The sequence below is a fragment of the Streptomyces avidinii genome (genome assembly GCF_014650695.1).
Classification (GTDB): Bacteria; Actinomycetota; Actinomycetes; order Streptomycetales; family Streptomycetaceae; genus Streptomyces; species Streptomyces avidinii.
Genome location: NZ_BMVL01000014.1, coordinates 19,294 through 44,945 on the forward strand (window position 1 = coordinate 19,294; position 25,652 = coordinate 44,945).

At 71.7% G+C, this 25,652-nt stretch carries 25 protein-coding genes; 10 read left to right on the top strand and 15 right to left on the bottom strand.

Annotation, left to right across the window (positions count from 1 at the left end):
- Positions 1 to 7: 7 nt before the first annotated feature.
- Positions 8 to 595, top strand: coding sequence for a hypothetical protein (locus tag IE257_RS29420; protein WP_189972917.1), 588 nt, complete (start codon positions 8 to 10; stop codon positions 593 to 595).
- Here IE257_RS29420 and IE257_RS29425 read toward each other — a convergent pair.
- Entirely contained in the window at positions 592 to 1,164 is a 573-nt protein-coding gene (locus tag IE257_RS29425; protein WP_052873719.1) for a cob(I)yrinic acid a,c-diamide adenosyltransferase, read from the bottom strand. The two genes, IE257_RS29420 and IE257_RS29425, sit on opposite strands and share 4 nt — an antisense overlap.
- A 296-nt stretch (positions 1,165 to 1,460) precedes the next feature.
- On the opposite strand from IE257_RS29425, the gene IE257_RS29430 reads away from it, so the two are divergent.
- The 3 genes from IE257_RS29430 to IE257_RS29440 all read left to right on the top strand — a co-directional run bounded on the left by IE257_RS29430 (position 1,461) and on the right by IE257_RS29440 (position 5,562).
- Positions 1,461 to 2,309: a 3-hydroxyacyl-CoA dehydrogenase family protein gene (locus tag IE257_RS29430; protein ID WP_030386931.1), complete on the top strand. Its 849-nt coding sequence runs from the start codon at positions 1,461 to 1,463 to the stop codon at positions 2,307 to 2,309.
- Positions 2,310 to 2,484: 175 nt separating this feature from the next.
- Positions 2,485 to 2,808: an STAS domain-containing protein gene (locus tag IE257_RS29435; protein WP_030386930.1), complete on the top strand. Its 324-nt coding sequence runs from the start codon at positions 2,485 to 2,487 to the stop codon at positions 2,806 to 2,808.
- A gap of 192 nt (positions 2,809 to 3,000) precedes the next feature.
- On the top strand, positions 3,001 to 5,562 hold the full coding sequence (locus IE257_RS29440; protein ID WP_189972918.1) for an ATP-binding protein: 2,562 nt from the start codon (positions 3,001 to 3,003) through the stop codon (positions 5,560 to 5,562).
- A 66-nt stretch (positions 5,563 to 5,628) separates the two neighbouring features.
- Here IE257_RS29440 and nucS read toward each other — a convergent pair whose 3' ends face one another.
- A complete protein-coding gene (gene nucS / locus IE257_RS29445) occupies positions 5,629 to 6,300 on the bottom strand; it encodes an endonuclease NucS (RefSeq protein WP_030386928.1) in 672 nt (223 codons plus the stop codon).
- A gap of 220 nt (positions 6,301 to 6,520) precedes the next feature.
- Between nucS and IE257_RS29450 the strand changes: the two genes are divergently transcribed.
- Positions 6,521 to 6,913, top strand: a complete 393-nt coding sequence (locus tag IE257_RS29450) for an SCO5389 family protein (RefSeq protein ID WP_030386927.1) — start codon at positions 6,521 to 6,523, stop codon at positions 6,911 to 6,913.
- A 74-nt stretch (positions 6,914 to 6,987) separates the two neighbouring features.
- On the opposite strand, the gene IE257_RS29455 is transcribed toward IE257_RS29450, so the two are convergent.
- Complete coding sequence (locus tag IE257_RS29455) at positions 6,988 to 8,019, bottom strand: LLM class flavin-dependent oxidoreductase (protein ID WP_189972919.1); 1,032 nt, start codon at positions 8,017 to 8,019, stop codon at positions 6,988 to 6,990.
- 229 nt (positions 8,020 to 8,248) lie between these two features.
- Between IE257_RS29455 and IE257_RS29460 the strand changes: the two genes are divergently transcribed.
- Positions 8,249 to 8,575, top strand: coding sequence for an Rv1322 family protein (locus IE257_RS29460; protein WP_030386925.1), 327 nt, complete (start codon positions 8,249 to 8,251; stop codon positions 8,573 to 8,575).
- Between the two features lie 8 nt (positions 8,576 to 8,583).
- Here the strand turns inward: IE257_RS29460 and IE257_RS29465 are convergent, their stop codons facing one another.
- The 7 genes from IE257_RS29465 to mce form a co-directional block, all read right to left on the bottom strand.
- The gene (locus IE257_RS29465; RefSeq protein ID WP_189972920.1) at positions 8,584 to 9,420 is read right to left on the bottom strand and encodes an ABC transporter permease; all 837 of its coding nucleotides are present in this window, start codon (positions 9,418 to 9,420) and stop codon (positions 8,584 to 8,586) included.
- Complete coding sequence (locus IE257_RS29470; RefSeq protein WP_189972921.1) at positions 9,417 to 10,547, bottom strand: ABC transporter ATP-binding protein; 1,131 nt, start codon at positions 10,545 to 10,547, stop codon at positions 9,417 to 9,419. Before IE257_RS29470 ends, IE257_RS29465 begins: the two co-directional genes overlap by 4 nt.
- A gap of 146 nt (positions 10,548 to 10,693) precedes the next feature.
- Complete coding sequence (locus IE257_RS29475; RefSeq protein ID WP_189972922.1) at positions 10,694 to 11,464, bottom strand: ABC transporter permease; 771 nt, start codon at positions 11,462 to 11,464, stop codon at positions 10,694 to 10,696.
- 2 nt (positions 11,465 to 11,466) lie between these two features.
- Positions 11,467 to 12,462, bottom strand: coding sequence for an ABC transporter ATP-binding protein (locus IE257_RS29480; protein WP_189972923.1), 996 nt, complete (start codon positions 12,460 to 12,462; stop codon positions 11,467 to 11,469).
- 102 nt (positions 12,463 to 12,564) lie between these two features.
- Positions 12,565 to 13,503 (bottom strand): coiled-coil domain-containing protein, encoded by a 939-nt coding sequence (locus IE257_RS29485; RefSeq protein ID WP_030386920.1) that lies wholly within the window; start codon positions 13,501 to 13,503, stop codon positions 12,565 to 12,567.
- Positions 13,504 to 13,698: 195 nt separating this feature from the next.
- The gene (gene scy, locus IE257_RS29490) at positions 13,699 to 18,255 is read right to left on the bottom strand and encodes a polarized growth protein Scy (protein ID WP_189972924.1); all 4,557 of its coding nucleotides are present in this window, start codon (positions 18,253 to 18,255) and stop codon (positions 13,699 to 13,701) included.
- Positions 18,256 to 18,448: 193 nt separating this feature from the next.
- On the bottom strand, positions 18,449 to 18,877 hold the full coding sequence (gene mce / locus IE257_RS29495) for a methylmalonyl-CoA epimerase (RefSeq protein WP_008738238.1): 429 nt from the start codon (positions 18,875 to 18,877) through the stop codon (positions 18,449 to 18,451).
- Between the two features lie 135 nt (positions 18,878 to 19,012).
- On the opposite strand from mce, the gene IE257_RS29500 reads away from it, so the two are divergent.
- Together IE257_RS29500 and meaB are read left to right on the top strand one after the other, a co-directional pair.
- Complete coding sequence (locus tag IE257_RS29500) at positions 19,013 to 20,212, top strand: acetyl-CoA C-acetyltransferase (RefSeq protein ID WP_189972925.1); 1,200 nt, start codon at positions 19,013 to 19,015, stop codon at positions 20,210 to 20,212.
- Positions 20,213 to 20,316: 104 nt separating this feature from the next.
- Complete coding sequence (gene meaB, locus IE257_RS29505) at positions 20,317 to 21,279, top strand: methylmalonyl Co-A mutase-associated GTPase MeaB (protein WP_189972926.1); 963 nt, start codon at positions 20,317 to 20,319, stop codon at positions 21,277 to 21,279.
- A gap of 65 nt (positions 21,280 to 21,344) precedes the next feature.
- Here the strand turns inward: meaB and IE257_RS29510 are convergent, their stop codons facing one another.
- From IE257_RS29510 to IE257_RS29530, 5 genes are all read right to left on the bottom strand, one after another.
- On the bottom strand, positions 21,345 to 21,923 hold the full coding sequence (locus IE257_RS29510; protein ID WP_189972927.1) for a PepSY domain-containing protein: 579 nt from the start codon (positions 21,921 to 21,923) through the stop codon (positions 21,345 to 21,347).
- A 127-nt stretch (positions 21,924 to 22,050) separates the two neighbouring features.
- Positions 22,051 to 22,527: a MarR family winged helix-turn-helix transcriptional regulator gene (locus IE257_RS29515; RefSeq protein ID WP_189973038.1), complete on the bottom strand. Its 477-nt coding sequence runs from the start codon at positions 22,525 to 22,527 to the stop codon at positions 22,051 to 22,053.
- A gap of 64 nt (positions 22,528 to 22,591) precedes the next feature.
- Positions 22,592 to 23,395 (bottom strand): AIM24 family protein, encoded by an 804-nt coding sequence (locus IE257_RS29520; RefSeq protein WP_189973039.1) that lies wholly within the window; start codon positions 23,393 to 23,395, stop codon positions 22,592 to 22,594.
- 11 nt (positions 23,396 to 23,406) lie between these two features.
- Entirely contained in the window at positions 23,407 to 24,057 is a 651-nt protein-coding gene (locus IE257_RS29525) for an AIM24 family protein (RefSeq protein ID WP_189972928.1), read from the bottom strand.
- Positions 24,057 to 24,695, bottom strand: a complete 639-nt coding sequence (locus IE257_RS29530; protein WP_189972929.1) for an AIM24 family protein — start codon at positions 24,693 to 24,695, stop codon at positions 24,057 to 24,059. The genes IE257_RS29525 and IE257_RS29530 overlap by 1 nt, the downstream gene beginning before the upstream one ends.
- A 198-nt stretch (positions 24,696 to 24,893) precedes the next feature.
- On the opposite strand from IE257_RS29530, the gene IE257_RS29535 reads away from it, so the two are divergent.
- Both IE257_RS29535 and IE257_RS29540 read left to right on the top strand, forming a co-directional pair.
- The gene (locus IE257_RS29535) at positions 24,894 to 25,241 is read left to right on the top strand and encodes a DUF3817 domain-containing protein (protein ID WP_189972930.1); all 348 of its coding nucleotides are present in this window, start codon (positions 24,894 to 24,896) and stop codon (positions 25,239 to 25,241) included.
- The gene (locus IE257_RS29540; protein WP_189972931.1) at positions 25,238 to 25,534 is read left to right on the top strand and encodes an MTH1187 family thiamine-binding protein; all 297 of its coding nucleotides are present in this window, start codon (positions 25,238 to 25,240) and stop codon (positions 25,532 to 25,534) included. Before IE257_RS29535 ends, IE257_RS29540 begins: the two co-directional genes overlap by 4 nt.
- Positions 25,535 to 25,652: the final 118 nt, after the last annotated feature.

Consider the following 25,652-nt stretch of genomic DNA (forward strand, 5'->3'; position numbering starts at 1 on the left):
GAATCCCATGATCGTCGCGCTGATCATCGCCTGCGAGGTCGGCTTCTGGGTACTGCTGGCAGCCGGCCTGGCCCTGCGGTACCTCGCGAAGATGCCCAGGCTGGGGGCGGCGGTCCTGCTGTGCGAGCCCCTGATGGAGCTGGTGCTGCTGGTGGTCACCACGCTCGACCTGAAGAACGGCGCCGAGCCGGACTGGAAGCACGGACTGGCCGCGCTCTACATCGGCTACACCGTCGCCTACGGCCACTACACGATCAAGTGGCTCGACGGGCACGCCGCGTACCGGCTGGCCGGGGGACCGAAGCCGGCGGGCGCCGGGTACGGGAAGGCGCGGGCCCTGCACGAGTGGAAGCTGTGGGTCCGTACCGTGATCGCCGCGGCCGTCGCCCTGGCCCTGCTCCAGGTGGCCATCTGGTACGTCGGCGACGCGGGCGACGTCAGCTCGCTCCAGGGCTGGCAGTTCGGCGCCCTGCGCGTGGTCGGGATCCACGCCCTGGTCGCCGTGGCGTACACCGTCTGGCCCTCGAAGGCCCCGGCGAAGGCCCCGGCGGACGCCGCCGAGGACCCGTCCTCCCTGGCCCGTACGGAGCGCTAGCGCTCGCCGCCCGGCACCCACAGAACGTCCCCGACCTCCTTGTTGGCCACCCGGGCCAGGATGAACAGGAGGTCGGAGAGGCGGTTCAGGTAGGTGGCGGTCAGCGGGTTCATCACCTCGCCGTGCACCTCCAGCGCCGCCCACGTCGACCGCTCGGCGCGCCGGACCACCGTGCAGGCCTGGTGCAGCAGGGCCGCGCCCGGGGTGCCGCCGGGGAGGATGAAGCTGCGCAGCTTCTCCACCTGCTCCAGGAAGTGGTCGCAGTCCGCCTCCAGCTTGTCCACGTAGAACTGCTCCACGCGCAGCGGCGGGTACTCCGGGTTCTCGACGACCGGGGTGCACAGGTCGGCGCCGACGTCGAACAGGTCGTTCTGCACGCGGACCAGGACCTTGACCACGTCCGCCGGCAGCCCGCCGAGCGCGATCGCCGTCCCGATGGCGGCGTTGGCCTCATTGGCGTCGGCGTACGCGGAGATCCGCAGGTCGGTCTTGGCGGTGCGGCTCATGTCGCCCAGGGCGGTCGTGCCCTTGTCGCCGGTACGGGTGTAGATGCGCGTGAGGTTCACCATGCCGCCAGGGTAGACGGGCCCGCCGGGGAAATTCCGGGCGCGGTCGCCGCTGTCCGCCCACGGGCCGGTGGGGCCCGGCGGACCCGGGGCGGGGGAGCGGCGCAGTGGCCGAGCGGTATGCCGGGACCGACCTCACGTGAACTGGAGGGCCGGGCAGGGCTGCTGGGCCGTACCGGTGTGATGTCCGTCATCTGAGACGTGACGCGTGTTACTTCACGGTCACACCGCACCGCCCGGGCGCTAGTCTCCGCCGGAGTGGCTACGTGACTGTGCCGTAGGGAAACGAGGGGTGTGTAGTGGCTGGGAAGCTCGCCGTCATCGGTGCCGGACTCATGGGTTCCGGCATCGCGCAGGTCTCCGCTCAGGCGGGTTGGGACGTCGTACTCCGCGATGTCACCGATGCCGCGCTGACGCGTGGCACGGACGGAATCAAGGCCTCCTACGACAAGTTCGTCTCCAAGGGCAAGCTGACGGCCGAGGACGCCGAGGCGGCGCTCGCCCGCATCACCACCACCACGGACCTCGACGCGGCCTCCGACGTCGACATCGTGGTGGAGGCCGCATTCGAGAAGATCGAGATCAAGCACGAGATCTTCCGCGCCCTGGACAAGATCGTCCGCGAGGACACGATCCTCGCCTCCAACACCTCCGCCATCCCGATCACGAAGATCGCGGCCGTGACGGAGCGTCCGGAGCGGGTCGTCGGCGCGCACTTCTTCTCGCCCGTCCCGATGATGCAGCTGTGCGAGCTCGTGCGCGGCTACAAGACGAGCGACGAAACCCTCGCCACCACTCGGGCGTTCGCCGAGTCCGTCGGCAAGACCTGCATCGTGGTCAACCGCGACGTCGCCGGCTTCGTGACGACCCGTCTGATCTCCGCGCTGGTCGTCGAAGCCGCAAAGCTGTACGAGTCGGGCGTGGCCTCCGCCGAGGACATCGACATCGCCTGCAAGCTCGGCTTCGGGCACGCGATGGGGCCGCTGGCCACCGCCGACCTCACCGGTGTCGACATCCTGCTGCACGCCACCAGCAACATCTACACCGAGTCCCAGGACGAGAAGTTCGCCCCGCCGGAGCTGATGCGGCGGATGGTGGACGCCGGGGACATCGGCCGCAAGAGCGGCCAGGGCTTCTACAAGCACTGAGGCCTCGCCCCGCCACCGAGCACCACCGTTCGAATGCCTTCACCCGCCAGGGTGAATTAGGTATCGGTTCGCTCACGGTCGGCAACTTCCTCGCTCGCGCGGCAGTCAGTTGCAGTGAGAGTTGCCGACCAGGGACCAGTCGGACCAAACGTACGCAGTACCGCCGGGAGTACACATGCACATCAGGGGCGACCACGCCGAACTCGCTGTCGGGGGCCGCCTCGACGTGCGCAGCGCGGCGGACGCCCGTACGGCCCTTCACACCGCCCTCGACGACGGCCAGGGCGACCTCGTGCTCGACCTCACCGGACTCGACTCCTGGGACGCGACCGGCCTCGGCGTGATCATGGGCGCGCACCGCCGGGCCGGCCGGACCGGCCGGCGACTGGTCCTGCGCGGCGTGCCGCCGCAGATGCAGCGGCTCCTCGTGGCGACCCGGCTGCACCGGATCCTCGCGATCGAAGGCGGCCTGGAAGCCGAGTCCCTGCCCCGCGTCTGACCGGCAGGCCGCTGACCTTTGCATTTCCTGCGGAAACGTAACGGTCCGGTGGTGATCGCACCCCTGCGGTTTCCCGCACGACCGGCCACGGTCTAGGGTTCGGGCGGAAACCGGACCAGGAGCGACAGCGCGTACGCGAAGGCCGGGCGGTACGACGGCGAGGCGCGCGGCCCGCGATCGGGGGACTGGGTCATGGACCGTACACAGGGGCAGAACGAGCAGCACGAGCCGCCCACGGGCGGCTCCGCGCCCACGGCGCCCACGGGCGGCCCCGCGCCCACGGCGCCCACGGGCGGCCCCGCGCCCGCAGTGTCCAAGGCGCCCGCGCCGGGAGCTCCGGCCGCCGGCCCCGCCCGGGTCGTGACCCTGACCGCGGGCGACTTCACCCTCACCGTCAACCCGGTCGACGGCAGCGAGATCGAACCGCTGCGCCCCGGCACCGAGCCGGGCCGCCCCGCCCGTCGCGACGCGGCCGCCCGCGCGGCCCGCAACGCCGCCGTGCGGCCGCCCGTACTGCCGGGCCCCGCCGTCCCCGCCCGCCCCCTGCCGGCGCGCGAGGAGGAGCGGGAGCGGCTCGTCCGCCTGCTGGGCCGGGGCCGCTCCGTACGGCTGACCGGGCCCGCAGGATCCGGCCGCAGCGCGCTGCTCGACGCGGTCGCCGACCGGTGCGCGGACCTCGCGCCCGACGGCGTCGTACGGCTCTCCGGGTGCGGGCACCAGCAGCCCGGGGAACTGCTCCACGCGCTGTACGCGACCGTGTACGAGGCCGAACGGGCCCGGCCCGGGCGGATCGAGCTCCTGGCCCGCGTACGGGAGATAGGCGCCGTCGTCCTCCTGGACGACCTGGAGATGGGCGGGCCCGCCCTCGACGAGCTGCTGCGCGCCACCCCCGAATGCGCCTACCTGCTGGCCGCTACCCCCGACACCCGGGCCCCCTCGGACCACTCGCACGTCGAGGAGGTCTTCCTCGGCGGACTGGGCAAGGCCGACTGCCTGGAACTGCTGGAGACCGGTGTCGGACGACCGCTGACCGACGAGGAGATCGCCTGGGCGGGCGACCTGCGCTTCGCCTCCGAGGGGCTGCCGCTGCGCTTCGTCCAGGCCGCCGCGCTGCTGCGGCAACGGGACGAGCTCAACCACAGCGACGAGGACGACGAGGAGGAGGAGCCCGGCGTCTTCGAGGGTCGCCCGCGCGACGCCGTGCAGGTACCGCTGCCCACCCTCGCCGAGGGCGCGGCCCCTGCCGAGCTGCTGGCCTCGCGGGTCAGCGAGTCGGCGCGCGCCGCCCTGCGCATCGCGTGCGCGCTCGGCGGGGAGCTGCCGCACCACGCGCACCTGCCCGCGCTGGTCGGGGACACCCACGCCGACACGGCCGTGGCGGAGCTGCTCGCCTGCGGGCTGCTGACCCCCGTCGGGACGCGGTACCGGCTGGCCGCCGGCGTCGCCCGCCAGCTGGAGGAGGTCGGGTACGGGGACACCGCGTCGGAGGAGGCCCGTACGGCCGCCCGGCACTACGCCTGGTGGACCGGGCACGCCTCGGTGGTCCCGGAGCGGGTCGCGGCGGAGGCGGACGCGGTGCTCGCGGCGCTGGCCGGTGCGGACGTGGTCGCGGCGGTGCTGCTGGCGCGCACGGCGGCTCCGGCGTTCGCGGCCTCCCTGCACTGGGAGGCCTGGGAGCGGGTGCTGCGCTCGGGGGCCGAGGCCGCACGCAAGGCCGGAGAGGTGGCCGAGCAGGCCTACTTCCACCACGAGCTCGGTGTGCTGGCCCTGTGCGAGGAGCGCCTGGACCGGGCACGGGCCGAACTGGAGACCTCGATCGGGCTGCGGGGTGCGCTGGCGGACAAGCGGGGGACGGTCGCGGGCCGGCGGGCGCTGGCCCTCGTCGTCGACCGGGAGACCGCGGGGGCGGCCGTGTCGCCGCCGCTCCGGCTGGAGGCACCGGCGGCCCCGGCAGCGGCCCCGGAGGCCGTGACGGTGGCCACCCCGGCCGCTCCGGCGGCCGCTGCGCCCAAGGCGGCCCCTGTGGCCTCCGAGGCACCCACGACCGAAGTGGCCCCCGTGGCACCCGCGACCGAAGTGGCCCCCGTGGCACCCGCGACCAAGAGGGCTCCCGGGGCCCGGGTGGCCCCCGTGGCCCGGGTCTCTGCCGAAGCGGTGACCCGGATGACTCCGGTCGTCCCGGTCACCGCCCGCTCGGAGCCGCCCACGACGCTGTCCGAGGTCTTCGAGGACGCCTTCCCGATGGCCCCGAAGCCCGCTCCGGCCCCGGCCCTGCGGCCCGCCGCCGCGCCGGCCCGGGCCCGTGGCCGTCGCCGGCCGGTGCTGCTGGCCGGTGCGGGCGCCCTGACGGTGGTGGTACTGGGCACGGTCGTGAGCCTGGCGCTGAGTTCCTCGGACACCTCGCCGCCGGCCCAGGGGCCGTCGGTGTCCCGGACTCCGACGGTCACGCCGTCCTCGACGGATCCGGTCGTCAGCCAAAACGATCCTGCGCCGGAGCCGCCCGTATCGGCACCGCCGGAGCAGTCCGTGGCGCCCGGCCCGAGCGTCGCCCCGACCCCGGGCCGCACCCCCGCACGAACCCCGTCCCGCCGTCCGGCCGCGACGCCGCCGAACTCCCCGCCCGCGACGTCCGTTTCGCCGCCGCCGACCACGGCCGGGCCCTCGCCCTCCCCGTCGGAGACCGTCGTACCCTCGCCGACGGCCACCGCCCAGACGGGTACCGCCACGGCCACCTCTCCGGCCACGGGCCGGTGAACGACAACGGCTCCGTCCCTCGGGACGGAGCCGTTGCTCGAGAAGTGCCGGAGAACCGGTGGAGGATCAGAACAGGCGGAGCTTGTCGTCCTCGATGCCGCGCAGCGCGTTGTAGTCCAGAACCACGCAGTCCATCCCGCGGTCCGTCGCCAGGACCTTCGCCTGCGGCTTGATCTCCTGGGCCGCGAACACGCCGCGCACCGGGGCCAGGTGCGGGTCGCGGTTGAGGAGTTCGAGGTAGCGGGTCAGCTGCTCGACACCGTCGATCTCGCCGCGGCGCTTGATCTCCACGGCCACCGTCGCGCCCTTGGCGTCCCGGCACAGGATGTCCACCGGGCCGATCGCCGTCATGTACTCGCGCCGGATCAGCGTGTAGCCCTCGCCCAGCGTTTCGATGCGGTCCGCGAGGAGTTCCTGGAGGTGTGCCTCGACGCCGTCCTTGATCAGGCCCGGGTCGGTGCCCAGCTCGTGGGAGGAGTCGTGCAGGACTTCCTCCATGGTGATGATGAGCTTCTCGCCCGCCTTGTTGATGACCGTCCACACGTTGGCCTCGTCACCGCTCCCCTCCTTGAGGGTGCACGGCGGCGACATCCAGTTGAGCGGTTTGTACGCTCGGTCGTCCGCGTGGATCGAGACACTGCCGTCGGCCTTCACGAGGATCAGACGGGGTGCCGAGGGCAGATGGGCGGTGAGCCGGCCCGCGTAGTCGACGGAGCAGCGGGCAATGACGAGACGCATGGTCGGCAACGCTACTCGACGAGAAGGCCTTCACGCGATTCGCCCCTGAAAGCCCCCTTCGCCGATGGCGCGTTGTATGCGCATTCTCCTGGTGCGTCACCCATGGGACGCCTACCGTGGTGAGCGGGAGGTTGTCGAGCGTGCACTCTGCGTCGCGATCTCCTTCCCTGCCCGTAAGACTCCGGCAACCCAAACAGCCGGGGTCGCGAGAGGAGAACCCATGTCGCTCGACGTCTCACCGGCCCTACTCGAACAGGCCGAGCGAGGCGAGGTCGACGAAGCCGCTTTCGTCGACTGCGTCCGGACCTCCCTGCCCTACGCCTGGGAGATGATCAGCTCACTGGTGGCCCAGCTGAAGGTGGACGGCGGACAGTTCGCCGACAACCAGACGCCGCCGCCGGACGAGCAGGCTCGGGGGCAGCTGCTGCGCGCCCTCGCGAGTGACGCGATACGCGGTGCGCTGCAGCGGCACTTCGGAGTACGCCTGGCGTTCCAGAACTGTCACCGGCTGGCGGTCTTCCCGCTGGATCCCTCGGTGGACGACCGGCTGGCCAAGTTCACTTCGATCCGCGGCCAGCTGCTCAACCAGTCGCCGGAGCTGCGGGACTGCTAGGCCGTCTCCTTCGGACCGTGCCCGGCCCCACCGGGGTGATCCGAAGGAAACGGCCCGGGCAGGACCGGCAGGTCTCAGTCGAGACGGGGAAGGACCTCGGCGCCCAGTCGTCGTACGTTCTCCTCCGTCGCGGCGAGATCGCCGGAGCCCTCCGTCAGGAGGGCGAAGCGCGTGATGCCCGTCCGTGCCGACGTGGCCGCCAGCCGGTCCGCCGCCACCTCCGGGGTACCCACCGGGTGCAGGTCGCAGAGCAGTTCCGTGTAGGCGACCGGATCCCGCATCGCGCGCCCCCGACCGTCGACCGTCACATGTGCGTCGAGGCCCTGCTTGAGCCAGCCCGGCATCGCCTTCAGCAGGGTCTCGCGCGCATCCGCCGTACGGTCCGCGATCTGGCACACCCCGGCCGAGACGTGTCCCGCGCCGGCCACGAACTCGCGCGAGTGGCCCGCCGCCAGCGCCGCGCTGCGCCACAGGGCGACCATTTCGGCCTTGCTGTCGTCCCCGCAGTGCATCCCGAGCAACATCGGCAGCCCCCGCTCCGCCGCCATCCGCACCGACGCCGGCGAGGTGCAGGCCACGATGACCTCGGGCCCGGCCGCGTCCCCGTCCAGGGCCTCCGAGGGCCGCGGTACGACGGCCACCTCGCGGAATCCGTACCGCTCGCCGGCGGCTCCGACCCGGGCCTCGGTCAGCCAGCGCCGCAGCAGGTCCAGGGCTTCCGGGAAACCGTTCTCGTAACTGTCCAGGCCGCCCCCGAACACCTCCAGGTCGACCCACGGCCCGCCCCGTCCCACCCCGAGGGTGAACCGGCCGCCCGAGGTCATGTGCAGCAGGGCCGCCTGCTCCCCGAGCGCCACCGGGTGCGTGCTGGGCAGCACGCTCACCGCCGTACCCACCTGCAGCCGCCGGGTGCGGCCCAGCAGCAGGGCCGCCAGGGTCACCGCCGACGGGCAGACCCCGTACGGGACGAAGTGGTGCTCGGCGAGCCAGACCGAGTCGAGCCCGGCCTCCTCGGCCACCTCGGCGGTCCGCACCGCCCGGTGCAGTGCTTCTCCCTGTCCCTGGCCCGGGAACTGGGCCGCCAGTACAAACGCTCCTACGCGCATCGCCTTTAGCCTCCTCGCGGCTGACGCGGCCTCCCCCAGGTTGACCGGTTCTTCCTATGGCAACAACGTCTGACACGTGCCAAAGGCACGGGCTGACAGGAAAGTTATTGGGATTGTCGGGCCATTCCTCTTCGCGGGCCGGCCTCCCACAACCACCCTGCGGGTACCCGGCCTCGCTGCGCGTAGTCTGGGAGAAAGTCACTGCCGTCCGCCCATCCGTGAGGTATACGTGTCACCGCGCAACAACCGCCCCAGAGGCGGCGAGACTCCGGACGAACGCCCCAGCACCGGCCTCGACCGCTACGGGCTGGAGCGCACGGAGGAGTACCAGGGCGAGGACTGGAAGGTCCGGCACGTGGCCGGCGCGAGCGCGGCGGGCAAGCGCTACCGCTGCCCCGGCTGCGACCAGGAGATCCCCTCCGGCACCCCGCACCTGGTGGCCTGGCCCGAGTACGGCGGCGTGGACGACCGGCGGCACTGGCACAAGGCCTGCTGGAACGCGAAGGACCGCCGCACCACGAAGGTGCAGCGGTCCCGCAACGCGCCGAAGTACTAGCCGGAGTACTAGACGTCCCGGCGGCCGACGACCACGTACGATCCGGCCACCGCGGCGCCGGTGACCAGCAGGATCAGGATCAGGTGCGAGAAGTTGCTCGGCGCCGGGCCGAGGTCGCCGCCTTCCTGCAGGCCGAACAGCTGCATCATCGCCACCGGTACGTTGTACTTCAGGATGAGCCGGCCGAGGGGCTCGACGGCCACCCACATGCTGAGCATGCCCCCGATCACCGGCGGCAGCGTGACCAGGCCCAGCATCAGGGCGATCGCCCCGGCCGAGTGCCGCACCAGCGCGCCGATCGCGAGCGCGAGCACGCCGAGCAGGGTGACGTAGCCGCAGCCGAGCAGTGCCCCGAACCACTCGCCGGCCGCGTGCGGCCCGGACGCGGAGCCGCCGCGTACGACCGCCGCGGAGACCCCGACCACGAAGACCGACAGCGTGGTGGTGACGAAGGCCGTCATGCTGAAGACGAGGTACTTCGCGGTGAGCACCCGGTGCCGGTCGGGGGCGGCCGTGAAGGTGGTCCGCACCAGCCCGGTGCCGTGCTCCGAGCTGATGGTCAGCACGCCGAGGACGATCACCGCGAGCTGGCCGACCAGCAGGCCGATCAGGGCGGGCGTGGTGAAGTTGATCTGTGCGAAGTCCTCGTCCCCGGTCTGCGCGACGACGGCCAGGCCGACGCCGACCACGATCAGCACGAGCGAGCCCAGCGTCCACAGGGTGGAGCGGAGCGAGACCAGCTTGGTCCACTCCGAGGCCAGGGCGTGCCCCAGGTGCGGCCGCGGCGTGGCCAGGGGGGAGCTGTAGCTCCCGGGCTGCTCCGCCGTCGTGGTCGTCGGGGTCATCGGGTGTCCTCGGGGGTGTTCGGGGAGGGGTTCCCGGACGCGCTCGCCAGCTCGCCGGGGTTGCTCGGCATCAGGAAGGGCTGCCCGCCCGCCCCGGGCGGCGGGGGAGCGTAGAAGCCGGTCCGCGGGACCTCGGGGGCGGCTTCGGCCTCGTCCTCCCAGGCCGGGAGGGCGAGCGGCTCCGGCTCCCACAGCTCGGCCCGCGGGTCCTCGGTGGAGGTGTACTCGACCGAGGACTGGGTCATCCGCATGTACGCCTCCTCCAGCGAGGCCCGGTGCGGTGACAGCTCCCACAGCCGTACGCCGGCCCTGTGCGCGAGGTCCGAGATCTGCGGCAGCTCCAGCCCCGTCACGCGGAGTGCTCCGTCGGGCTCCTGGAGGATTCGACCGCCCGCCTTGGTGAGGGCCGTACCCAGCGTCTCCCGGCCATCGCGATCAGTGTCGGCCGCACGCACCCGAGCGAATCCGGCCGAGTTGTGCGCGATGAACTCCTGGGTGCCCATGTCGGCCAGCAGGCGGCCCCGGCCGATCACGATCAGGTGGTCGGCGGTCAGGGCCATCTCGCTCATCAGGTGCGAGGAGACGAGGACGGTGCGGCCCTCGGAGGCGAGGCGGCGCATGAGGTTGCGGACCCAGAGGATGCCCTCGGGGTCGAGACCGTTGACCGGTTCGTCGAACAGCAGCACCTGCGGGTCGCCGAGCAGGGCGGTGGCGATGCCGAGCCGCTGGCCCATGCCGAGCGAGAAGCCCTTCGTACGCTGCCGGGCGGCGTCCTGGAGGCCGACCACGGCGAGTACCTCGTCCACCCGCTTCTCCGGGATGCCGGAGAGCTGGGCGATGGAGAGAAGGTGGGCGCGGGCCCGGCGGCCGCCGTGCACGGCCTTGGCGTCGAGCAGCGCCCCGACGTGCCGCTGGGCGTTCGGCAGCTCCCGGAAGGGCCGGCCGTTGATCGTGACGTGGCCGGATGTGGGCCGGTCCAGGGCCACGATCATGCGCATGGTGGTGGACTTGCCGGAGCCGTTGGGCCCCAGGAATCCGGTGACGTGACCCGGCTTGACCTGGAAGGACAGCTGGTCGACGGCGGTCTTCGCGCCGTAGCGCTTGGTCAGGCCGACTGCCTCGATCATCTTGCTGCCCCTTACCAGGCCGGGACGACTTTCGCCCGCGTAAGGGTTAAGAGGATAACGAGCTTCCTACGGTTCCGTCCCCGCCCGGATCCCTGAGGTGCCCCTGAGGCCGACCCGGGGATCCCCCGTAGTACGCGGGCAGGAGTTCAGGCGTCCCTCTTGCGGAGGACGGCGTAGCCCCCGAGTACCGCGGCCAGCGTCCAGAGGACCATGATCCCGAAGCCGCCCCACGGGCCGTACGGCGTTTCGGGGCTGTCGAACGCGTGGGGCACGACCTGCATGATCCGCCCTCCGGCATTGCTCGGCAGGTACTGGCCGACCGTACGCGTCGCCTCGAAGCCCACGAGGAGGTTCGAGACGATCAGGAAGAACGGGACCAGGACGCTGATGGCGGCGACCGAACTGCGCAGCATGGCCGCCACGCCCATGCAGAAGAGGGCCAGCAGCGCCAGGTACAGTCCGGCGCCGGTCACGGCGCGCAGCACGTTCTCCTCGCCGATCCCGATGCCGAGGTCACCGAGGAGCGCCTGGGTGAGGAAGAACGACGCGAAGCTGGTCAGCAGCCCCACGGCCAGGGCCAGCGCGGTCGCGACCGCCATCTTGCCGAGCAGGAAGTGCTCCCGGCGGGGTACGGCGGCCAGCGAGGTACGGATCATGCCCGTGCTGTATTCGGTGCTCACGACCAGCACACCGAAGACGATCATGGCCAGCTGTCCGAGCTCCATCGAACTGAGGCTCGTCGCGGTGGGGTCGAAGGTGGCCCGCTGGGCCGCGTCCAGGCGGTTCGGGTCGAACGTGGCGCTGAACAGCGCGGCGAACCCGACGGTGACGAGGAAGACGAGGGCGAGGGTCCAGCTGGTGGAGGCCACCGTGCGGATCTTGGTCCACTCGGACTGCAGGACGGCGGTGAAGGCCATGCTCACTCACCGGCCTTGCGCGTCGCGGTGTGGGCGGCGCCCCATGCGGGGACGTCGGCCGGCCGGGCCGGGTTGTCGGCAGCCATGCCCGGTGCGTGGGCGTGGTACTCGACGGAGTCCGCCGTCATGCGCATGAACGCTTCCTCCAGTGATGCCCGTTGCGGGCTGAGTTCGTGCAGCACGATCTGGTGCCGGGCGGCCAGCTCGCCGAGCTGCTCCGCACTCACGCCGTCGATCTCCAGGGTGCCGGTGGCGGGAACGCTGACGACATTGATCCCGGCCTCGTGCAGGAGGTCCTTCAGTCGTTCCTGCTGCGGTGAGCGCAGCCGCACGTAGCTGCGCGAGTTCTGCTGGATGAAATCGGCCATCGGCAGGTCTGCCAGCAGCTTTCCCTGTCCGATGACGACCAAATGGTCAGCGGTCAGCGCCATTTCGCTCATCAGGTGGGACGAAACGAAGATCGTCCTCCCTTCTGCCGCCAGGCCCTTCATCAGATTGCGGATCCAGAGAATTCCCTCGGGGTCCAGGCCGTTGACGGGCTCGTCGAACATCAGGATTTCCGGATCGCCCAGCAATGCGGAGGCGATTCCCAGCCGTTGGCTCATTCCGAGCGAAAATCCTTTGGACTTCTTCTTCGCCACGGCCGTCAGGCCGACCAGATCCAGCACCTCGTCGACCCGCTGCCGCGGGATGCGGTTCGACTGGGCCAGGCAGAGAAGGTTGTTGTATGCACTTCGGCCACCGTGCATGGCCTTCGCGTCCAGCAGCGCGCCGACGTGCTTCAACGGCTCCGACAGGTCGCGGTAGTGCTTCCCGTACACCCGGACCGTGCCGCTGGTCGGATTGTCGAGGTCGAGCATCATGCGCATCGTCGTGGACTTGCCCGCGCCGTTCGGGCCCAGGAAACCGGTCACCACCCCCGGCCGGATCCGGAAGCTGAGGTGGTCCACGGCGGTCGTCGTACCGAATCGTTTCGTAAGGCCCTCGAGCTCGATCATGCGGCCACGCTAGAACGCCCGAGGGCCCTACGCCACCTCAAAAGGGTGACATAGGGCCCTCGATCGGGCGCACGACAGGTGCCGCGTACTACCCGCCGGTGATCAGCGGCTCTGCTGCGCCGGGACGCCGCGGGTGACGGGCTCGTCGTCCACGATCGGGTTGGCCGCCGCGACGGCCGCACCGGTGAGCGTCGCCAGCATCTCGCGGACGTTGGTCAGCTGCGCGTTGATCGAGTCGCGGCGGTTGGTGAGCGCCGCCAGCTCGCGCTCGGACTCGCTGCGGATCCGGTCCGCCTTGGCGTTGGCGTCGGCCACGATGTCCTCGGCCTGGCGCTGCGCGGTCTCCACGGTCTGGCGGGCCCGGCGCTCGGCGTCCGTACGCAGCTTCTCGGCCTCCAGGCGCAGCTGCTCGGCGCGGTGCTCGATCTCCGCGAGGCGCTTCTCCGCCTTGGCCTGGCGGGAGGCCAGGTCGCGCTCGGACTGCTCGCGGCGCTTGGCGAGGTTGGTCTCGAAGTCCGCGGCGGCCTGGGCGGCCTTGGCGCGGGTCTCCTCGAACAGGGCGTCGGCCTCCTCGCGCTTGGAGGCCGCGTCCTTCTGGGCCTCGGCGCGCAGGGTCGACGCGTCGCCCTTGGCCTTCTCGACGATGCGGACGCCCTCGTCCTCCGCCTTCGACTTGCGGTCGGCGGCGAACGACTCGGCGTCGTTGCGCACCTGCTGGGCGGCCGACTCGGCGAGCTCGCGGTGCTGCTCGGCCGCGCGACGGGCCTCCTCGCGCAGGTCCTTCGCCTCCTCCTCGGCCAGCCGCAGGATCTTCTCGACCCGGGCGCCGAGACCGGCGTACGAGGGCTCGGCGTCGTTCACCTGGGCCTGGGCGTTCTGCGTCTCGAGGTGCAACTCCTCGATCCGCTTTTCCAGAGAGTTGATACGTCCAAGGGCGCTGTCGCGGTCGGAGACCAGCTTGGTAATGCGGTCGTCCACCTGACCACGGTCGTAACCACGCCGCACGAGCTCGAAGCCGAAGGGGGAGGAAGTGTCGCTCATGGGGTTCCTGTCGAATGAGACCGATGAGGTGCTACGTGAGGTGTTAGGGGAATCCTAGGCGCCCAGACGGCGTGTCATCGAGTCAATCCGCGTTTGATCTGGACAATGACACCCCTTTTGAGTGGCAAGACAGCAGAACGCTTGTCACCCGTTCGCCTGAACCTTCATCAGGTGCACACATCGTTGGGCATTTGGCTACCCCTCCGACGCCTTGCCACCCGAACGAGTGGAACCTGCTGTCGCTCCGGCCTTCACGCCCCCCGCGCCCTGACCGCCGACCGTCGGCTTCCCGCCGCCCGAAGGCGCCTCGAATGATTCCAACGCCTCAAGAACGTCCTGGACACGGGAGATCTCCGCCTGAATGTCCTCACGACGGCGGACCAGGACCTCCAGCTCGCGGCGGCCCTCGTCGACGAGCTGCTCGGCCTCCGCCTTGGCCTGCGCGAGCGCGCTCTCGGCCTCCCGGGCCAGCTCCGCCTTCTTCTGCTCGGCCTCCTTGAGTAGTGCCTCCGCCTTGCGGACCGCGGCGATGCGCACCTTGCTCGCCTCGCTGCTCGCGTCCGAAACCAGCTCCTTGGCCTTGGCCTCGGCCTCGATGCTCTGCTCGGTCGCCGCGCGCACCAGCTTGTCCACGCGCTCGCCGGCCGACTTCATCTGCTCGGCCGACTCCCGCCGGGCCCGCTCGTGCAGCTCCTCGACCTCGCCCTCGACGCGGCCGCGCAGCTCCTCCGCCCGTTCCCTTATGGCCGCCGCGTCCGTGCGCGCGCCCACCAGCAGCTCGTCCGCGTCCGTACGGGCCTTCTCCACCAGGGAGTTGCCCTCGACGGTCGCCTCGGAGGTGATCCGCACGGCCTCCTTGCGGGCCGCGTCGACCATCGCGTCGGCCTGCTCCTCGGCCGCCGTGGTGGCGGCGAGAGCCTGCTTCTGCGCGTCGGTCGTGAGCTTCTCGGCTTCCGCCGAGGCCTCGGTGATGAGCCGGTCGACCTGCTCCGCGGCCTCGCTGCGGCGCTTGTTGGCCGCCTCGCGGGCCTCGTCCAGCAGTCGCTCGGACTCCGTACGGGCCTCGCCGCGGATGCGCTCCGCCTCGGCAGCCGCCTGCGCCTTGACCCGCTCGGCCTCCGACCGGGTGCGGGTCGCGTGCTCCTGCGCCGAGGACAGCGCCTCGGACGCGTCCGCGCGCAGCCGCTCGGCCTCGGTGGCCGCCTCGCCGACCGTCCGCTCGTTGTCCTTGCGGGTCTGCTCGGTGAGCTTCTCCGTCTCGGACACGGCCTCCGTGACGAGCCGGTCCGCCTGCTCGGCCGCCTCGGTGCGCAGCCGGTTGGCCTCGGCGCGCGCCTCGTCCAGCGTCTGCTCGGCATCGCGCTCGGCGCCCGCCAGGGTCTCGTTCGCCGCGACCGTGACCCGGTCCGCCTCCGCGGTGGCCTCGCCGATGATCCGGCCGCCCTCCGCACGGGCGTCGTCCAGCTCCCGGGCCGCCTCGGCGCGCAGCCGGTCGGCCTCCGCCGCGGCCTCGCCGACCGTGGCCTCGTTGGCCACACGGGTCTCGTCGATCAGCCGGTCGCCCTCGGCACGAGAGTCGACCATGATCCGCGCCGCGTCGCGCTCGGCGCTCGCCAGGGTCTCGGCCGCCTGCGCCTTGAGCCGGGTCGCCGCGGTGGTGAGGCGCTCGGCCTCGGCCGCCGCCTCGCCGACCGTCGCCGCGTTCGCCGCCCGGGTCTCCTCGGTGAGCCGGTCGGCCTCCGCCGACGCCTCGGTGATGAGCCGGTCGACCTGCTCCGCCGCCTCGGTACGCAGCCGGTTGGCATCGGCCCGCGCCTCGTCCAGGATGCCCGCGGCCTCGATGCGAGTGGCCTCGGCGATCTCGGCCGCCTCGGAAGTGATCCGCGCGGCCTCCGCCTCGGCGTCCGCGACCGTGGCCGCGTTCGCCGCGAGGGTCTCCTGGGTGAGCCGCTCGGCCTCCGCGGCCGCCTCGGCCGTGATCCGGGCGCCCTCGGTGCGGGCGGCCTCCAGGGCCTCCGCCGCCTCGCCGCGGATGCGGTTCGCGTCGTCCCGGGCGTCGGCCCGGGTCCGCGCCGCGTCCCGCTCGGACGCGGCCAGTGCGTCCGTGGCCTCCGTACGCACCCGCTGTGCGTACTCGGCGGTGTCGCTGCGCAGCTGCTCCGCCTCGGCGATGGCCTCGCCGACCGTACGCTCCGCCAGTGCCTTCGCCGCGTCCGTCTCGGCCCGCGCCTCGCTGCGGACCCGGTTGGCGTCCTCGGTGGCCCGCTCCCGTTCCGCGTAGGCGTCCGCACGGACCCGGCCGGCCTCTTCCTCGGCCTCCGACTTCGTACGCTCCGCCGCGTGCTCGGCGGCATTGCGCAGCCCGGCGATCTCCTCCTCGGCCTGCTCGTGCAGCCCGGCCACGGAGTCCCGTACCTGCTGGGCGGTGGTCTCCGCCGCCGATACGACCTCCGACGCGCGCCGCTCGGCCTCCTCGGTCAGCCAGACCGCCTCGGCCTGTGCCTCCTCGGACCGCTTGCGCGCCTGCGCCAGCAGTTCCTCGCTCTGCTCGCGGGCCTGGGCCCGCTCGCTGTCCGCGTCGGTCCGCGCCGACGCCAGGGTCTCCTCGGACTCCCGGCGGCGCCGGGCGGCCTCCTCCTGGGCGGCGGCCAGCGCCTCGGCGGCCTCCTCGGCGACCCGCTCGGCAGCGGCCTTCGCCTCCGCGCGCAGCCGGTCCGCCGTCTCCTGGGCCTCGGAGCGCACCCGCTCCGCCTCGGCCTCGGCCTCACCGCGCAGCCGCACCGCGGACTGCTCTGCCTCCGCGCGGACCCGGCCGGCGTCCTGCGCCGCGTCGGTGCGCAGCTGGTCGGCCTCGGCCTCCGACTGCGCCTGGAGGGTACGGATCCGCTCCGCCGACTCGGCGCGCAGCCGGTCGTTCTCCTCCGTGGTCTCCCGGCGGATGTTCTCCGCCGCGGCGCGGGCGTCACGCAGCGTCTGCTCGGCCGTCGTCAGCCGGCCCTCGGCCTCGGTGTGCAGCCGTACGAGCTCCTCGTCGGCCTCCGCGCGCTTGGCGGCCAGCGCCTGCTCGGTCTCCTCGCGCCTGGCCAGGGCCGCCGCGTCCGCCTCGGCCCGTACGCTCTCGGCGCCTTCCTCGGCCTCGGCGCGCAGCCGCTCGGCCTCGGCGCGGGTCCGCTCCAGGGTCTCCTCGGCCTGCTTGCGCAGCGTGCCGGCCCGTTCCACGGCCTCGGCGCGCACCCGCTCGCTCTCGGCGGTCGCCCCGCCGCGCAGCTCGTCCGCGTCCGCCTTGGCCTTGCCGAGCAGCTCCTCGGCGGTCCGGGCCGCCTCCTCGATCTGCTGGACGGCCTCGCGGCGGGCCTCGCCGCGGATCCGCTCGCCCTCGGCGACGGCCTCGGCGCGCAGCTGCTCGGCCTCGCCGCGCAGCCGCCGGGCCTCCTCCTGGAGCTCGACCGTGCGGGCCCGGTACTCCTCGGTGTCGTCCTTCGCGGCGCCCTTGAGCTCGTCGGCCGTGGTCGCCGCCTGCAGGCGCAGCCGGTCGGCCTCGGTCTCCGCCTCGCGGCGGATCCGCTCGGCCTCCTCGGACGCGGCCCGGGTGGTGGCCCGGGCGTCCTCCGAGGCCTTGTTCAATACGTCCTCGGCCGTACGGGCGGCCTTCGCCAGCTGGGCCGCCATGTCCTCGGCCGCGGCCGTACGGGCGCTGTCGCCGGCCTCGCGGCGCAGTCGCTCCGCCTCCGCGCGGGCGTCGGCCAGGGCCTGCTCGGCCTCGGCCTTGAGGACCTCGGCCTCCTTGGTGGCCTCGCCGACCAGCCGGGCGACCTGCTCCTTGGCGGTGCGGGTGCGCTGCTCGTTGACGGATTCCGCCGACGCCAGCTGCCGGGTGGAGCTCTCCTTGGCCTCCGCGAGGATCTTCTCGGCCTCGGCGCGCGCCTCGCGCAGCGCGGAGTCGGCCTCCTGCACCCGGGATTCGGCCAGCCGGCCGAGGTCCAGGGTCTGCTGCCGGGTGTGCTCGGCCTCGGCGGAGGTGGTGGAGCGCAGCCGCTCCGCGTGCTCGCTGGCCTCCTGGGCCTGCAAGGAGGCGGCGGTCAGCAGCCGCTCCGCCTCCTTGCGGGCGCGCAGCAGGGTGGCCTCGGCCTCCCCGCGGGCGGCCTCGGCGTCCGCGGCCATCCGGCGCCGGGTCTCCTCGGCGACCCGGGCGGCCTCCGCGCGGGCGGCGTTCAGGGACTGCTCGGCCTCGGCGCGGGACTCCTCCATGAGCCGGCGCGCCTGCGCCTCCGTACGGGCGCGCAGCTGCTCGGCCCAGGCCACGTTCTCGTTGACGTGCGCCTCGACGGTCTGGCGGCGCTCGCCCAGCTCCTGGTCCAGGCGCTGGCGGCGGTTCACCGCCTCGGCGTGCAGCTCGGCCTGCAGGCGCGCCTGGTGCTCGGCGTGCTCCTGGAGGATGCGCTGGGTCTGCGCCCGGGCGTCGCGCAGCTCGCGCTCGGCGTCCGAGCGCATCTGGTCGGCCTGGATCTGGGCATTGCGAAGCAGCTGCTCCGCCTGGTATCCCATGTCCGCGCCGTCGTAGGCGGGGCGGGACGCCAGTGCGCGTCGTACCTCGTGAAGCTTGGCGCGCAGCACCTCGACCTGGTATCCCAGGTCCTCAGCGTGCTGGACGGCCTTCCCGCGCTCCTTCTTCAGCCGCTCCATCTCGGCCTCGAAGCGCGAGAGATGGTCGGCCTCGGCCTGATGGCTCTCCTGGCTTTCGTAGCCCCGCACAGCGCGGTCCCATCCGTCCCCTGGTCGCAAGCTCACTCCCAAATGAGCATCGCTCGCCCGCTGAACGACGCCCCCGGGGGAATGGTGTCAGATACCGGGGCAGGGGTCACAGGCCCCGACCCCGTCTCCGCACCGAACCCCGGCCGAGCCATGGCCACTCTACCGGCCGGGGAATCGGGCCATCAGTGGTCCATCAGTGCTCGGGGTTCGAGGTGACCAGTTCGGTGAGAACGCCGTGGCAGTCCTTGGGGTGCAGGAAGGTGATCGAGGAGCCCATGGAACCCGTGCGGGGCTGGTCGTAGAGGACGCGGACGCCCTTGCCGCGGATGGCTTCGGAGTCCCCCTGGACGTCCTCGGTGCCGAAGGCGATGTGGTGGACCCCCTCGCCGTTCTTCGCCAGCCACTTGCCCACGGCCGAGTCCTCGCGGGTGGGTTCCAGGAGCTGGAGGTAGGAGGCGCCGCCGTCGGAGGTTTCGTTGATCTTCAACATGGCCTCGCGGACACCCTGCTCCTCGTTGACCTCGGAGTGGAACACCTCGAAGCCGTACGTGGCACGGTAGAACTCGACAGTCTTGTCCAGGTCGAAGCAGGCGATCCCGATGTGGTCGATTCTTGTCAGCATGGTGACAGTGCACTCCTGAAGGGGGTGGTCACGCAACGTGCGCGCGATCACACCGGCAGCCCGGTGACCGCTGCGGTACCGCCCAGTACATTCACGTAAACCCTCGTTCACTCCTCATCCAAGGGGCTGTGCCTCATGTCCGGATCGAACAACACCACTTCTGTGATCGTCGCCGGGGCCCGCACGCCCATGGGGCGGCTGCTCGGCTCGCTGAAGTCCTTCTCCGGTGCCGACCTCGGCGGCTTCGCCATCAAGTCCGCGCTGGACCGGGCCGGGATCTCCGGCGACCAGGTGCAGTACGTGATCATGGGCCAGGTGCTGCAGGCCGGCGCGGGCCAGATCCCCGCCCGCCAGGCGGCGGTCAAGGCCGGCATTCCGATGAACGTGCCCGCCCTCACGATCAACAAGGTGTGCCTCTCGGGCCTGGACGCGATCGCGCTGGCCGACCAGCTGATCCGCGCCGGGGAGTTCGACATCGTGGTCGCGGGCGGTCAGGAGTCCATGACCAACGCCCCGCACCTGCTGCCCAAGTCCCGCGAGGGCTTCAAGTACGGCGCCATCGAGATGCTGGACGCGATGGCCTACGACGGCCTCACCGACGCCTTCGAGAACATCGCGATGGGCGAGTCCACCGAGAAGCACAACACCCGCCTGGGCATCGAGCGCGCCCCGCAGGACGAGATTGCCGCCGCCTCGCACCAGCGGGCCGCGGCCGCGCAGAAGAACGGCGTCTTCGAGGCCGAGATCGTCCCCGTGGAGATCCCGCAGCGCAAGGGCGACCCGGTCATCTTCTCCTCGGACGAGGGCATCCGCCCCGAGACCACCGTGGAGTCCCTCGGCAAGCTGCGTCCGGCCTTCGCGAAGGACGGCACGATCACCGCCGGCACCTCCTCCCAGATCAGCGACGGCGCGGCCGCCGTGGTCGTGATGAGCAAGGCGAAGGCCGAGGAGCTCGGCCTGGAGTGGATCGCCGAGATCGGCGCCCACGGCAACGTGGCCGGTCCGGACAATTCCCTCCAGTCGCAGCCGTCGAACGCGATCCTGCACGCGCTGAAGAAGGAGGGCCTGGAGGTCTCCGACCTGGACCTCATCGAGATCAACGAGGCCTTCGCGGCGGTCGCCGTGCAGTCAATGAAGGACCTCGGCGTGACCCCGGAAAAGGTGAACGTCAACGGTGGCGCCATTGCCCTGGGGCACCCGATCGGCATGTCCGGAGCCCGCGTGGTGCTGCACCTGGCGCTGGAGCTCAAGCGCCGCGGCGGCGGCGTCGGCGCGGCCGCCCTGTGCGGTGGCGGCGGCCAGGGCGACGCGCTGATCGTCCGCGTCGCCAAGTAGGCAGCGCCGGGCCGCCGGGCCCCGATACGGGGGCCGGCGGCCCCTCTTCCCCGGGCCTGGCGGCCCTCACCCATCCCGTACGAGATCCGAGGAGCGCAGCACGTATGACGGCGGTGGACGTCCCCCAGCTGGTGGCACAGGCCCGTGAGGGCCGGCCGAGAGCGGTGGCCCGGCTGATCTCGCTGGTCGAGGGGGCGTCCCCGCAACTGCGCGAGGTGATGGCCGCGCTGGCACCGCTGACGGGCGGGGCGTACGTGGTGGGTCTGACGGGATCGCCGGGCGTCGGCAAGTCGACCTCGACCTCGGCGCTCGTGTCCGCGTACCGCAAGGCCGGCAAGCGGGTCGGCGTCCTCGCCGTCGACCCCTCCTCGCCCTTCTCGGGCGGGGCACTGCTCGGCGACCGGGTGCGGATGTCGGACCACGCCTCGGACCCGGGGGTCTACATCCGCTCCATGGCCACCCGGGGCCACCTGGGAGGGCTCGCCTGGGCCGCCCCGCAGGCGATCCGGGTGCTGGACGCGGCCGGCTGCGAGGTGATTCTGGTCGAGACGGTCGGGGTCGGGCAGTCGGAGGTGGAGATCGCCTCCCAGGCAGACACCTCGGTGGTGCTGCTGGCGCCCGGCATGGGCGACGGTATCCAGGCCGCCAAGGCGGGCATCCTGGAGATCGGCGACGTGTACGTGGTCAACAAGGCGGACCGGGACGGCGCGGACGCGACGGCCCGGGAGCTGAACCACATGCTGGGCCTCGGCGAGGCGCGCGGCCGGGACGACTGGCGGCCGCCGATCGTGAAGACGGTCGCGGCCCGCGGCCAGGGCATCGACGAGCTGGTCGAGGCGCTGGAGAAGCACCGGGCGTGGATGGATGAGCGCGGGGTGCTTGCGCACCGCCGGGCCGTCCGGGCGGCCCGGGAGGTCGAGACGATCGCCGTGACGGCGCTGCGGGCGCGGATGGCGGACCTGCACGGTGACGCCCACCTGGACGCGCTGGCCGCCCGGGTGGCCGTGGGCGAGCTGGACCCGTACGCGGCGGCGGACGCGCTGCTGGCGACACTGACGGAGGCCTAGGCCCAGGCCGAGGCCCGGCCCCGGCGGGACGCGTGCGGCGTCGCTGCCGGGGCAGGGCCGGGCCGTCAGTTGTTCTGGTCGGAGTCCGAGTCGGAGTCCGAGTCGGACTGCGCGGTGACCTTGCCGGTCGTGGCGTCCACGGAGCCGTCCCACGTCTTGCCGTCGGAGCCGCGCACCTCGACGTGCCAGGAAGCGGCCTTGCCGTTGTCGTCGTCGGAGTCCCATTCGACGGTCCACGCCGTGCCCGGGTGGGCCGCTACGGCGGCCTTGGCGGCCTGCTCCGCGGTGACCTTGGCGGCGAGCAGGTCCTTGTGTTCGCTCGGGTTCTGGTCGGTGTCCACGTTCTCGCGGGTGACCTTGCTCGTGGCGGCGTCGACCTCCAGCTCGGCGTGGGCCTTGCCGTCCTTGGTGATCACGTCCACGTGCCAGACGTTGCCGTCCCGGTCGAGGGACTCGACGACGCCCGGGTAGTCCTTGAGGGCGGCGGCGATGGCCTGCTCGGCCGTGACGTCGGCCCGGGCAGCGGCAGCGGCAGCGGGGGCGGTTCCGGCCGTGTCGGCCGACGCCGCGGCACTGGTGGCGACGGGTCCCGCGACCAGCAGGGCCACGGACGCGGCTGCGGAGACGAACACGTTGCGCTTCATGGGCTGGACCTCCTCAGGCCGGCCCGACGGGCACGGGGCCGGCAGCGAGCGTTCCCAGCCATTGTCGGGCCGATCGCCGTCCGGGGCGCGGCGAGCCCGCGCGCCCCGGACGGCGATCGGCCGCGCCTCAGACCTTGCCGCGGTTGGCTCGCAGGTGCTCGGCCACCGGGGCCAGCGAGGAGCGCAGCGCCGCCAGGGCCTCCGGCGGCAGCAGGTCGATGAAGTGCTGACGGACGGACGCCACGTGGTGCGGGGCGACCCGTCGCATCGTTTCCATGCCCTCGTCGGTGAGCACCGCGTACAGGCCCCGGCGGTCGGACTCGCAATTCACCCGGCGCACCAGGCCCGCGGTCTCCATGCGGGTGATCTGGTGGGACAGCCGGCTCTTGGACTGCAGCGTGGCGGTCGCCAGGTCGCTCATCCGCATCCGGTGGTCCTGCGACTCCGAGAGGTTCACGAGGATCTCGTAGTCGTTGTTGGTGAGTCCGAAGGGCTGGAGATCCTTTTCCAGCTGGTGCATCAGCAGTCTGCTGACGTCCAGGTGGGTGCGCCAGGCGCACTGCTCGGCGTCGGTCAGCCAACGTGTGGCCGTCTCGGTCTCCATGGTCTCCATGAATGAACTCTACCTAAAAAGTTGAATTACGTACAAAAATCCGAGGTCTGGTGGATCACAGTCCGAGTCGGCGCTGGAGATCACCCAGCTGTCCCGGCATCCGTGGCACGCCCAGCTGCCCCATCGGGCCCTGACCGGCCCCCGGAACGCCCTGTGCGTTGCCCGTCGCCGCATTGGCGCCGACCGTGCCGATCGCCTGCTCCGCCATCAGCATCTCCGACGACTGCAGCAGTACCGTGCCGGCGCCGACGAACTCGAACTGGTGCTCCTCGCCCGAGCTGCCCCCGATGCCGGTCAGCGAGCGCAGTCCGCCCATCACGCCCGTCATGTAGCCGTGGTCGTAGTGGTGGCACGGCGAGGGGCAGTCCGCCCAGCCCACCAGCGCCTGCGGGTCCACGCGCAGCGGCGGCTCCATGAACACCACCGGTCCGTTGGACGCCGCCACGAACTTCCCGGTTCCGATCAGCGTCAGGAAGCCCGGCACGATCGACTGCTTCAGGGCGAGCGAGGGCTGGTACGCGAGCAGGTTGCCCGAACGGATCGTCAGGTTGCCGTTGCCCAGGTCGTACGAGTTCACGTCGAAGGCCCGGTCGGCCAGCAGCATCTTGCCCGAGCCCTCGGCCACCACCCAGTCACTGGCGTGCAGCGGCGAGTGGAAGCTGGTGCGCAGCAGGCGGTCGAAGCGTCCGTTGCCGATGCCGTTGAACTCGATGTTCCCGTAGTACGAGATCATCTTGCCCTTCTGCAGGAACCACTGGCTCCCCTTGAGCTCCACGCAGAAGGTGTACGCGTTCACGTTGTCGTCGGAGGGCAGCGTGTACGGGTCGTGGACCGTCGGGCCGCCCGGTCCGCCGGTCACAGGGCCAAAGTTCACAGCTTCTCCTCGGAGGCCTGTACGTACACCGCGCCCTGGCCGGACAGCTCCAGCTGGAACGCCTCGCCCGAGCCGCGGCCCACCATGTCCCGCCAGCCGAGGGCGGTGGAGAGCTTGTTGCGCACGTCGCCGTGGTGGGCGACGTAGGCCTGCGGGTCCACGTGGATCGGGCGCTGGGGGGTGATCGGCAGTTCGATGACCCCGCCGTGGGCCATCACGGCGACGGAGCCGTGGCCCTTGAGGGTGGTGGTGAAGAGGCCCTGGCCGGTCACCTGGCCGCGGACCATGCCCATGACCCCGCCCTGGGAGCCCATGAACATCGTGCCCTGCTGGAGGGTGCCGTCGAAGGCGAGCAGCCGGTCGGCCTCGACGTAGAGGGTCTCGCCGGTCAGGTTGATGACCTGGATGTGGTGGCCGCCGTGGCCGAACATCACGGTGCCGCTGCCCTCGACCGCCATCAGCGGGGTCTGCTCGTTCGCCACCCGGCGCCCGATCATGCCCATGACCCCGCCCTGACCGCCCGTCAGGCTCGGGGTGAAGGAGACCTCGCCGCGGTACGCGAGCATCGCGCCGCGCTGGCTGTACATCTTCTGCCCGGGGACGACCTGGGCCTCGACCATCTTCGAGTTGATCTCGCGGAACGGCATCAGATGTCGCCCCCGACGGTGTTGCGCTCGCTGGGCTGCACGTAGACCAGGCCCTCGCCCTCGAAGCGGATCTGGAACGACTCCCCGGAGCCCTCGCCGATGAGTGTGCGGAAGTTCACACCGGACTGGAAGGACTGCTGGAGGTTGCCCGTGTGCGCGATGTACGCGCCGGGGTCGACGGACAGCGGGTACTGGGCGCTCACGCGCAGCACCACGGCCGGGCCGTCGGACATGATCGCGGCCTGCCCCGAACCCTCGACGGTCGTGGTGAACAGGCCGTTGCCCGTCGTCGCACCGCGCAGGCCGGTGAAGGTGGTGCCGGTGCGCAGACCGGCGTCGGTGCACAGCAGGTTGCTGGACTCGACGTAGAGCTTCTCGCCCTGCAGGTTGACCAGATTGATCTCACTTGCGCGGTCGGCGAAGAAGCATGTGCCGTGTCCCTGTACCTCCATCACCGTCATCTGTTCGCCGGTCAGCCGGCGGGTCACCATGCCGCGGAGGCCTTCGCCACCGCCGGTCATCTTCTTGAAGGCCATCTGCCCGTCGTACGCGACCATGGAGCCGTTCTTCGCTTTCACGGCATCCCCGGTCAGATCGACGGCCAGCACCTTGCTGCCTTGGAGTCGGAACTGAGCCACGGGAAGACGTTATCGGCAGCGGGCCACCCCGAACAGGGCCCTGTGGCGGATATATGCCACACCCGGGAGATAAGGGGCCGATCTCGGCGCGGTGCAGGCCCCCCGTCGGGGCGGCGACGGGGGGAGGGGTCGGGTCAAGATCCCGTAAAGCGGCTGAGACACTGGGAGGGACCCTGGCCTCCACCCCGAAGGTTCCACGTGGACATCAAGACCGCCTCCGCCCTGCACCGCCTTCGCCTCGTCTCCGTTCCGGAGGCGCTGTCGTTCCCGGCCCTGCTGATCTTCGGCTCGCTGCTGAGCCGGGTCTCGGACATCGACTACCTCTTGATGCCGCTGGGCTTTCTGCACGCGATCCTGTTCATGATCTACGGGGTGCTGCTGCTGGACGTCTGGTACAAGGCGAAGTGGCCGTTCAAGAAGGCCGTGTTCTTCTTCTTCCTCTCCGTGGTGCCCCTGGGCGGCCTGTACGGCGACAAGCTGCTCAAGCGGGAAGAGGCGGACAGCGTGGTGGCGGCCCGTGTCGCGCGCGAGGCGGCCCAGGCATGATCGTCGCGTTCTCGGTGACCCCGCTGGGGGTCGGCGAAGAGGTCGGCGAGTACGTCGCCGACGCGGTCCGGGTGGTCCGCGAGTCCGGGCTGCCGAACCGCACCGACGCCATGTTCACCACCGTCGAAGGACCTTGGGACGAAGTCATGGACGTGGTCAGGCGCGCGGTCGCGGCCGTCGAGGAGCGGGCGCCGCGCGTCTCCTTCATCCTGAAGGGCGACATCCGCCCCGGAGTCCACGACGGGATCACCTCGAAGGTCGAGACGGTCGAGCGGCACCTCGCCGAGGGCTGAGACCCCCTCACCGACTCCCGTTCCACCGAACTTTCCGAAGGCGCCCCCGGCCACCCGGTCGGGGGCGCCTTCGCATGCCCGGAAGCCGGCCGCAGCGACTTGAGCGATTGCTCAATCT

What these genes read in the sequence shown, in the direction of transcription:
- IE257_RS29420 (WP_189972917.1), top strand. Translation starts at nt 8, where the DNA reads ATGATCGTCGCGCTGATCATCGCCTGCGAGGTCGGCTTCTGGGTACTG.
- IE257_RS29425 (WP_052873719.1), bottom strand. Translation starts at nt 1,164, where the DNA reads ATGGTGAACCTCACGCGCATCTACACCCGTACCGGCGACAAGGGCACG.
- IE257_RS29435 (WP_030386930.1), top strand. Translation starts at nt 2,485, where the DNA reads ATGCACATCAGGGGCGACCACGCCGAACTCGCTGTCGGGGGCCGCCTC.
- IE257_RS29440 (WP_189972918.1), top strand. Translation starts at nt 3,001, where the DNA reads ATGGACCGTACACAGGGGCAGAACGAGCAGCACGAGCCGCCCACGGGC.
- nucS (WP_030386928.1), bottom strand. Translation starts at nt 6,300, where the DNA reads ATGCGTCTCGTCATTGCCCGCTGCTCCGTCGACTACGCGGGCCGGCTC.
- IE257_RS29450 (WP_030386927.1), top strand. Translation starts at nt 6,521, where the DNA reads ATGTCGCTCGACGTCTCACCGGCCCTACTCGAACAGGCCGAGCGAGGC.
- IE257_RS29455 (WP_189972919.1), bottom strand. Translation starts at nt 8,019, where the DNA reads ATGCGCGTAGGAGCGTTTGTACTGGCGGCCCAGTTCCCGGGCCAGGGA.
- IE257_RS29465 (WP_189972920.1), bottom strand. Translation starts at nt 9,420, where the DNA reads ATGACCCCGACGACCACGACGGCGGAGCAGCCCGGGAGCTACAGCTCC.
- IE257_RS29470 (WP_189972921.1), bottom strand. Translation starts at nt 10,547, where the DNA reads ATGATCGAGGCAGTCGGCCTGACCAAGCGCTACGGCGCGAAGACCGCC.
- IE257_RS29475 (WP_189972922.1), bottom strand. Translation starts at nt 11,464, where the DNA reads ATGGCCTTCACCGCCGTCCTGCAGTCCGAGTGGACCAAGATCCGCACG.
- IE257_RS29480 (WP_189972923.1), bottom strand. Translation starts at nt 12,462, where the DNA reads ATGATCGAGCTCGAGGGCCTTACGAAACGATTCGGTACGACGACCGCC.
- IE257_RS29485 (WP_030386920.1), bottom strand. Translation starts at nt 13,503, where the DNA reads ATGAGCGACACTTCCTCCCCCTTCGGCTTCGAGCTCGTGCGGCGTGGT.
- mce (WP_008738238.1), bottom strand. Translation starts at nt 18,877, where the DNA reads ATGCTGACAAGAATCGACCACATCGGGATCGCCTGCTTCGACCTGGAC.
- IE257_RS29500 (WP_189972925.1), top strand. Translation starts at nt 19,013, where the DNA reads ATGTCCGGATCGAACAACACCACTTCTGTGATCGTCGCCGGGGCCCGC.
- meaB (WP_189972926.1), top strand. Translation starts at nt 20,317, where the DNA reads ATGACGGCGGTGGACGTCCCCCAGCTGGTGGCACAGGCCCGTGAGGGC.
- IE257_RS29510 (WP_189972927.1), bottom strand. Translation starts at nt 21,923, where the DNA reads ATGAAGCGCAACGTGTTCGTCTCCGCAGCCGCGTCCGTGGCCCTGCTG.
- IE257_RS29515 (WP_189973038.1), bottom strand. Translation starts at nt 22,527, where the DNA reads ATGGAGACCGAGACGGCCACACGTTGGCTGACCGACGCCGAGCAGTGC.
- IE257_RS29525 (WP_189972928.1), bottom strand. Translation starts at nt 24,057, where the DNA reads ATGCCGTTCCGCGAGATCAACTCGAAGATGGTCGAGGCCCAGGTCGTC.
- IE257_RS29540 (WP_189972931.1), top strand. Translation starts at nt 25,238, where the DNA reads ATGATCGTCGCGTTCTCGGTGACCCCGCTGGGGGTCGGCGAAGAGGTC.